This is a genomic window from Pumilibacter intestinalis (assembly GCF_943193005.1).
Taxonomy (GTDB): Bacteria; Bacillota; Clostridia; order Christensenellales; family Pumilibacteraceae; genus Pumilibacter; species Pumilibacter intestinalis.
Genome location: NZ_CALPCH010000019.1, coordinates 39156 through 47522, shown reverse-complemented (window position 1 = coordinate 47522; position 8367 = coordinate 39156). Strand labels below are relative to the sequence as shown.

2 protein-coding genes are annotated in these 8367 nt (G+C 48.4%); both read right to left on the bottom strand.

Annotated features, from left to right (window positions below; all coding sequences use genetic code 11):
• Positions 1 to 228 precede the first annotated feature (228 nt).
• Positions 229 to 1350, bottom strand: a complete 1122-nt coding sequence (locus NFR55_RS08795) for an InlB B-repeat-containing protein (protein WP_251548379.1) — start codon at positions 1348 to 1350, stop codon at positions 229 to 231.
• 162 nt (positions 1351 to 1512) lie between these two features.
• Entirely contained in the window at positions 1513 to 8145 is a 6633-nt protein-coding gene (locus NFR55_RS08790) for a leucine-rich repeat protein (protein ID WP_251548378.1), read from the bottom strand.
• Positions 8146 to 8367 lie beyond the last annotated feature (222 nt).

The window sequence follows — 8367 nt, the reverse complement described above, 5'->3', positions numbered from 1 at the left end:
GATTGCTTCGTCGGGCTACGCCCTCCTCGCAATGACATGTTGGGTGTTGCTGTCATTGCGAGCGAGCAACGCGAGCGTGGCAATCTCCTGCATGGAACACGTACAGTGGCTGTACATTTCTTTCGGCTGAGATTGCTTCGTCGGGCTACGCCCTCCTCGCAATGACATGTTGGGTGTTGCTGTCATTGCGAGCGAGCAACGCGAGCGCGGCAATCCCATGCATTAGGATTACAAACCGCCGAAATATTTTTCGATAAATTCTTTGTCGGCGTCGGTAAGCTCCTTGTTGTTTTCAAGCATCTCTTTGAGCGTTTCGAGATAGGCGTTTAGCTCGTCTTCGTAATGCGTGTTGCCGTCTATTATTTGATTGTCGGGGTCGTACTTGCCGCCGCCCGCGCCGTTGCCCGTGCCGTTGCCGCCCTCTATACCTTCGTCGCCGCCGTCGCCGCTTCCGTTTACTTCGCCTTTGCCGTCGCCTTCGCCGTTGCCCGTTTCGGCGTCGCCGCCGTCGTTGCCGTCGCTGTCGGAGCCGCCGGGTCGGTCGGTGGGAATATCTCCGTTTTCGCCGCCCGCGTTGTCTATCCTGTCGCCGTCTTCGTCACCGTTGCCGTCGCCCAAACGCTCGAAAATAGCCATTACGAACAGGTCTTCGGATACGTTAAGGTCTTCGCGGTACGGGTCGGTCACGCCGTCGTCCCAACCTATGAACTCCCAGCCGTCTTCGGCTACGGCAAGCACCGAGGTTGCGCTCGCTCCGCGCTCTATTATTTGGTCGGCTTCGCCCTCTATCTCTCCGCCCTCTTCGGCAAAGTAGCTTACGGCGATATAGTCGTAACGCGAGTCGGGGTTAGCCATTTCCATGCCGCTCGGCAAAATGTTGAGAGCAGCAAGCTCCATAACGGTGGTCATAGACGCGCCGAGCACGCCGAACACCGCGACAAGCACTATCATGAGCGTGGGCAAAACTATAGGCAAACTCTTGCTGCCCACAGCCGCGAGCCGCTCGCGAGCGTCTTCGCGTTGGCGCATTGCAAGATACGAATTGTCGTTCTCGAGGTCGAGCATGGTGATTGTGCGCTCTTCGAGTCCGAGAGCGTCAACACGCCGCGCTATCTGCTTGCTCGTGGGTTTGAATTTGAGAAAGTAAAACGCAACGCCCACCGCCGCGGAACACGCAACGAACAATCCGAGCGCAAGCCATATACCGCCCGCAAATCCGAAAATCCATGATAAGAGCGCAACCGCAAACATCACGGCAAATCCCGTAATAAGCCCGCACGCACCGGACTTTATTACGCCCTCTTTTACAAGTCGCGAATAATATTTATCGAAAATACCGTTATTTTTCATAGGAGTGCCTCCTTCGAATTTTTTATATTTTTCCCCTGCATGAGGACACGGAAACGCGGAAAATTCGGCGATACTACTTATATTATATCACATTTCGCCGAATTCACCAACGGTTTTACACTATATTTATTTGAAATTTTCTTTCACACAGGTATTTTATTCTCAAGATTGAGCGGGCGGAACATAGTTCCATACAATATCGTCCACCGTAAAATTGCCACTCCAGTTCCACCATTTATTCCAAGTATCTGCAAGTGATTTATCGGTTAAACAATATATCGTATGATTTTCTTTCTTCCAATTCTGCAAAGTCTCATCGCCCAAATAAACGCCGGCGGAAATAATAAGAACTTTAATAGGACAATTGTCGCCGCTCGTCCCTTTAAGCACCTTATTACCATCCGAAATATTAGCGTTCTCCACCAAAGTAAGAGTTGTAGTGCCGGGAAGAATAAACAATAACTCCGGTCTATCTCCCTTCTTCCACATTCCACCGCCGCTAGCCATGTATTTTGCATTACTTTCGTCTATGGTAATATCAGTGACTGCATCAAACGAATTGCTTTCCAAAGACTCCAACTCTGCAGACAGGTTTACCAAAGGTATAGGACACCCCACGAAAGATTTTACACCTATGCTTTTTATGCTCGACAAGTCAACCGTTTTAAGTTTAGCGCAATTATTAAACGCTCTATCGCCTATAATCTCGATATTTTCGAGATTTGCGGTTTCAAGACTCGAGCACTCGGCAAAAACGTCTTCCCCAATCTCGGAAATAGCCGTACCCAAATTAACGGTTTTAAGTCCCGAGCATCCGAAAAATACTTTCTTGCCAAGCGTAACAACGGAATCGGGTATTGATACTTGCGTTAATTTTATACAGTTTTCAAATGCTCCGTAAGCTATTATTCTTGTAGTTTCATTGACAGTGCAAGTATCTATAGTAACACTCTTTGCTCTCAACAAAACAATATACGGATTGGAAGCATTTCCCGCGTATACGGCGTTGTTATATTCATTAAACTGCAACGCCGAACAATTATCAAACACTCTGCTGCCGAAACTTACGAGTCCATTCGGCAATTCGGCTTCCTCGAGCATTTCGCAACCAAAAAACGCTTCGTCGAATATTTCCTCAACGCTGTCGGGAATAGAGATACTCTTTAGTGCGGTACAGCCGCTGAAAGCGCGAGCACCTATGGCTTTCAAAGTATTCGGCAGAGTTACCGAAACAAGTTTTTCACACCCTGCAAATGCGTCAGCAGGCAAATTCTCGCCGTTAACTATAACAACGGTTTCAAGTCCGCTCTTAGCAATTCCCGACAAAGCAGACACAGGCAAATGAGCCACTCGCAAACTACAACCGCCGAAAGCATTATTTCCAATACTTGTTACCGTAGCGGGCAGTTGTACGCTCTCGAGTTTTTCACAACCGTAGAATGCCTTTTCACCAATCTCGGTTACCCCGTCGGGCACAACCACGCTCGTAAGATTTTTGTTGTTTACAAACGCATAAGAAGCTATCGTATACGAGTTACCGTTATATTTTGCAGGAAGCGTCACATTAGCCGAATTCCCCAAATATTTGAGCAACACGGTACTACTGCTATCCGAATAGAAAACAAAATCGTCGGAACTGTTTATATTACTGTTGCCTTCGCTCGCATTATAAATATTTTCGGCATAACGTACAAGGTAACTTGTATAATAACATGCGGAGTTATTTGCAATATCTACCTGCGTCATATTATAAATTTCGATAAGATTATTGCAATACCTAAATGCATTGCTTCCGATTTTGTTAACGTCAACTTTAGGAGTTACGGTAAAGCTATACAAACTGCCGCACTCATAAAATGCAGATTTAGAAATCGTTGTTAAATTACTATTTGCCGCGTCTTCAAACTCAACGCTAAACAAACTCGAACAACCACTAAACGCATTCTGTCCGATAACAGTAAGTCTTGACGGCAACGTAACAGTAGTAAGATTTACGCAACTCGCAAATTGATTGCCTTTTAAGCCTGTGTTAGGGTCGTACGAATACCCGTCGGTCAATTCCAATGCTTCCGCGCCTCCGATTTCAAAATTAACCGTAGCTAATTGCGCGTTTGCAATAAAAGCATATGCGTTTATCTTAGTAACCGATTTGGGTATGGTAATATTTCTTAATCCTGCATTGCGGAACGCTCCGCCTTCTATAATGCTAAGGCTCGAATTGCCGCTAAAGGTTACCGTTAAACCCGTTTCGGCTTCCACGCCGCTCATCATGAATGTTTCGGCACCGATAGTAGTTAAAGTAGACGATATAACAACATTCGCAAGTTTAGGGTTTTTTATGGCAATTTGCGAAACGTCGGGATACAAAGTTTCATTGTCTACATGCCCTAAATGTTCGAGTCCTTCGTTGAACACAAGGCGAGTAAGTTCGGGCATTTCGGCAAAAGCCTGACTGTCTATGCTGTTAGTGCGAAGCGGAAGCACTATTTCGGTAATTTTGCTAAGTGCAAACGCCCTGTAGCCTATGGAAAGAGTAGTGGCATTGCCGCCGCTTAAAAATTCCACTGCGGAAATATTGCTTTCGGCAAACACGCTCTGCCCTATTTTGGTTACGTTCGCCCCTATTATCACTTTATTCAGTTGAGTATTTTTTCGGAACGCGTTATTCGCTATTTCGGTAACTGTATCGGGCAAGGTATATACGCCGTTCGCTCCGCTCATGCCTATGGGAGTGTAGAGCAGTATGGTTTTATCCGCGTTAAACACAGCGCCGTCGGAGTCGGTCGCAAAGTTGGGGTTGCCCGCCGCTATCTCTATTTTTTGCAGGTTGTCTATGCCTTCGAAATCGGGAAGCACGGTTTCGTCGGCAAGCACGGGATAAACGGTAAGCGCAGAGCCGTAGAACGGATACACGCCGATTTCGGGTTTTGTTCCCCTCTCCGCATACGCAAACTCGGTAAGCGACTTGCAGTCAACAAAAGCTCTTGCGCCGATTTTGGTAACGCTCGCGGGAATAGTGAAATTTCCGAGCGATTTGCAGTCGAAGAACGCGCCGTCGCCTATTTCGGTAACTTTGCTGTTTTCCGCAAAAGTCAAATCGGTAATATTGCTTTCGCGGAACGCGTATTCGCCCAAAACTACGGGGTGAGCAGTGTCGCTACCCGCAAAGGTTACGTTTTCCACGGCGGAAGCATAGAAAGCGATTTCGCCGATATTTACGCCCAAAGCATGAATGTTAACTGTCTTTATTGCGGTGTTGTGCATAAACGCGCCGTTCGCAATCGTGCGCACGTCGGCATGCAAATTGAGCGTGCCGTCGGTTGCGGCGTTGGCTTCGGGGCAGTACAACAACGTATCGCCGCTCTTATTGTAAAGTATGCCGTCTATACTTTTGTAATCGGGGTTGGCGGCGTCTACGTTTATATTTTGCAGGGAGTTGGGCGCACGTTTTATAACGGTTGTTACTTTGTTTCCATCCGTAGCAATTTCTTCTTTTACGTAGCCCGTATAGAAAATATCTGTTATGGCGTTAGTGATTTCGGGACTTACGGAGGTGTGCTTTATTCCGTCTATATCGTCGTATACGGTTTTGTTCGCGTTGCCGCTGCTACCAACCAAACTGCCGAGAGTATATCTATTGAGCGGTAAGCCGTCTTTAATTTTGCGCGACGACAAATTAACGGTGGTAAGCGAGTCGCACTTGGCAAACGCTTTAGCTCCTATGGTAAGCTCTTTGCTCTCCGCACCTTGCTCGGGGTTTCGGAAAGTAACGGTTTCGAGTTTTTTGCAATTCGCAAAGGCTTCGGGAGCAACGTAGGTTACGTCGGCATGAATTGTAATGCTCGTAATGCTCGTGCTCGAGAACGCGCCCGCCGCGATATTGTTTATTTCTTTATCCACGGTAAACTCGCCCGTAACCGCCGTAGGCAAAATATAGTAAGACTTTGTAAGTCCTTTTTGCGCGTCGGCAGGCAAATAAACTATGCCGTTTTCGGATATATACGTAGGCGTCTCCGCGCCCGCATCCGTAATGTTTATTTCGGTAAGTTTTGAGCAATTGGCAAAAGCTGTCTGCGCAATATAAGTTACGGTGTTGGGTATATTCACGGTTTTAAGATTGTAGCCGTAGCGGAAATCGCCCACCTCCAAAACGGGGAGTCTGTTGTATTCCTCGGGCACGGTAAGTTCGGTAAGTAAACCCGCTTTTTCGCCCGATGTAAGTTTGTAGCCCGTTCCCGTTTGATTAAGCTCGAAGATTAACGCGCCGTTCATCCAACCCGCATATAAAGTAACGGTGTCGGAGTCTGTATATTTCCACGTTCCTATGCCTACGCCGTTAGCGTCTGTATACTGAGTTCCCGTTCCGCCCGCCGCGCTATACCAGCCCGTAAACGACATTACGGAGTTTTGGGGCGTGGGTACGGGCAACGTAAAGTTTTCGTTGTAATAAACGGTTGCGTCGGCTATAGAGCCGCTGCCCTCATCACCCAAATCAAACTGCACGGTAAACGGCTTGGGCGTGTAGTAGGCGTACAACTCTATATTTTGAGCGCCGCGGAAGATTTCGCCGCTCTCGTATTTTCTGCCGTTGCCTTCCGGTCCGTTCGCGGAGTCGTACCAACCGGCAAACACGTAGTTATCTTTTACGATTTCGGCGGGCAATTGCAGTTTGTCGCCGTCGGCAAGATAAATTTCGGTTTTATCGAGCGCATTTCCGCCGTTTACGTTGAGCGTAATTTGAAGGAAAACAACGGAATCGCTTATGCCGTTTTGCGCTCCGCTTACCTTAACGGTTATTTCGCAAGTTCCCGCGGCGGTAATATTCAAATCGAAAGAGGTGTTAGCGGTAGTTTTAGCGGTTTCGCCGTTAACCGATATTTCGTATTCGGTTGCGCCGAAAGCGGGTTGCCAACTTATCGCGCCGTCGGCATACGCTATCTTGCCCTCGAGCACGCCTTTTTTGCCTACTATGGCGCGGCTGTAGGCGTTGCCGTCGCCCGCTACTTTTACGGCAACCGAACATTCCGTTCCGTTCGCAACAGCGGTGAGTTTTTGGGCAAGGTTAATCTCCGTAGCTCCGTTTACGGAGATTTCTTCGCCGTTGAAAAGCACGGTGTAGTTATTTTCTTCGCCCACTTTATCCCACTTGAGAGTGGTGCCCTCGAGTTTCACGTTTGCGGGAGCGGCTTTGCCGACCTTTTCGCATTCGAGCGTAGCGGCGGCGGGAGAATTGTAGCCGAAGGCAACGGGCTTAACCGAAACGGTATATTCACCTGCCGCTAATTCTTTAAGGCTGTATTCCGTGCCCGTAACTTTCACTGCGGCATTGTTTGCTACTTTTACCTCGTATTGCTCGGCGTTATCCACGGCGTTCCACGTGAGAACCGAAGTTTCGGCATTAAACGCAAGTCCTTCTACCGCGGCAAGAGTGCGGTCGAATACGAAAGTTTCGCTTATGCTCGAAACGTAGCCCGTTGCAAAAGCCGTTACGGTAAAGCGTATGCCGCCCTCAATCATGGGGCAACCCGCAAAGTTATAGCTTACGGTATCGCCCTCGCCTATATCCGAAATATTCTCGTCTATGTGCGTGTGGGCGGAGTTGCCGCACACAACGGTAATTCTGTAGCCCGTTGCGTTTGCAACTTTATCGAAAGTGAGCACGTTTCCGTCGGTTACGGTAAAGCGGGAAACGCGAGCAAGCGATTTCCCCGTGTAGTAACGCACGGCAGTATCGGAATTGTTGGCTGTAGCACTGTGTATGGCGGTTATCTCGACTTTGTACTCGCCCGGTTTATCGAAATTATATTCAACCGAGGTGCTCGGAGTGCTTCCCTGTCCGTTTTGCGACACGGTATTATCGGGGTTGGTGATTTTGTAGGCGTACTGCGCCGCGCTCGAAACGCGCTCCCACGAAACGCCGTTTGCGGAAACGGTTACTTTGGGAGTTGCGAGCTTACTGCCCGTAGGCACTGCGCTCCAACAAGCGTACACGGTGGTATTTTCTTCGAACGTTATGTTTTCGGTAACGGGATACGAAAGTTTGTCGCCGCTGTGAGCGGTGGAAACGTACCAGCCGTTAAACACGTAGCCCTCGCGCTCGGGCGCGGGCATAGTGATATAGAGTTTGCCAGCTATCGTGGTTACCGCGGGAATATTGTTGTTCGCGTCCTCGTAGTTGAGGTCGAACTTAACGGTATATTCCTTTTCCGTGGGCATGCCCGCCCAACGCGCGTACAGAGTGAGCGGCGCGGTTACGGGCCGAGAGCCGAACGCAAACGGATTTTCGAACTTATTGTTATCGGTATACCACCAAATAAAGGTGCTGTTTTCTTTTACGGGGTCGGCGGGTTTATTCAGAGTTTTGCCGTTTATCACGGTTTGTTCCGCAACCGCACTGCCGCCGTTGCTGTCAAACGTAACTTTATACTCAACCTTTCTTATAAAGCGCATTGTGCTCGTTCCGAAAGTGAGCGTTACCGTCTCTTGCTTATAAGTCGCCGAAATATTCGCGTCTTCTACGGGAGTGGCAAACGAAAGCTCGAGCTTTTCGCCCTTAAGCGAATACGTGCCCGAATATTTCCTGCCCTCGCCCATATCGAGCGCGAACTTGTCGCCGTCGGACAGCGTGAGCAGATACTCGCCGTCCGTCGAGTCGTAATAATATACGCCCGACTCCGCGCCCGGCTCGGGTTTTTGAGGTTCGGGGTTGTCGGAACAAGCCACAAACAGCATGCTCGCCGCAAGCAAAAGAGCGGTAAACACGCACAACAGCATCTTTTTTGCAGGTCTTTTCATACAGAGCACCTCCGAATTAGTATATACAATATAATGCAAATCGACGCCGCGCGAGATATCCTCGCACAGCGTCGTTGCCGTTGTATATTATATTATTGCATACAATTATAATACAATGCGCATTGTTTTGTCAATAGTTTCTCATAAAATTTCACAAAAAAATCTCTACACACGTGTATAGTTTTTTTCGCGTTGTTAATAATACTACTGTAACGCAGCCCG

Bases quoted from the DNA above. Each gene is read 5' to 3' on its own strand.
- NFR55_RS08795 (WP_251548379.1), bottom strand. From the start codon at position 1,350: ATGAAAAATAACGGTATTTTCGATAAATATTATTCGCGACTTGTAAAA.
- NFR55_RS08790 (WP_251548378.1), bottom strand. From the start codon at position 8,145: ATGAAAAGACCTGCAAAAAAGATGCTGTTGTGCGTGTTTACCGCTCTT.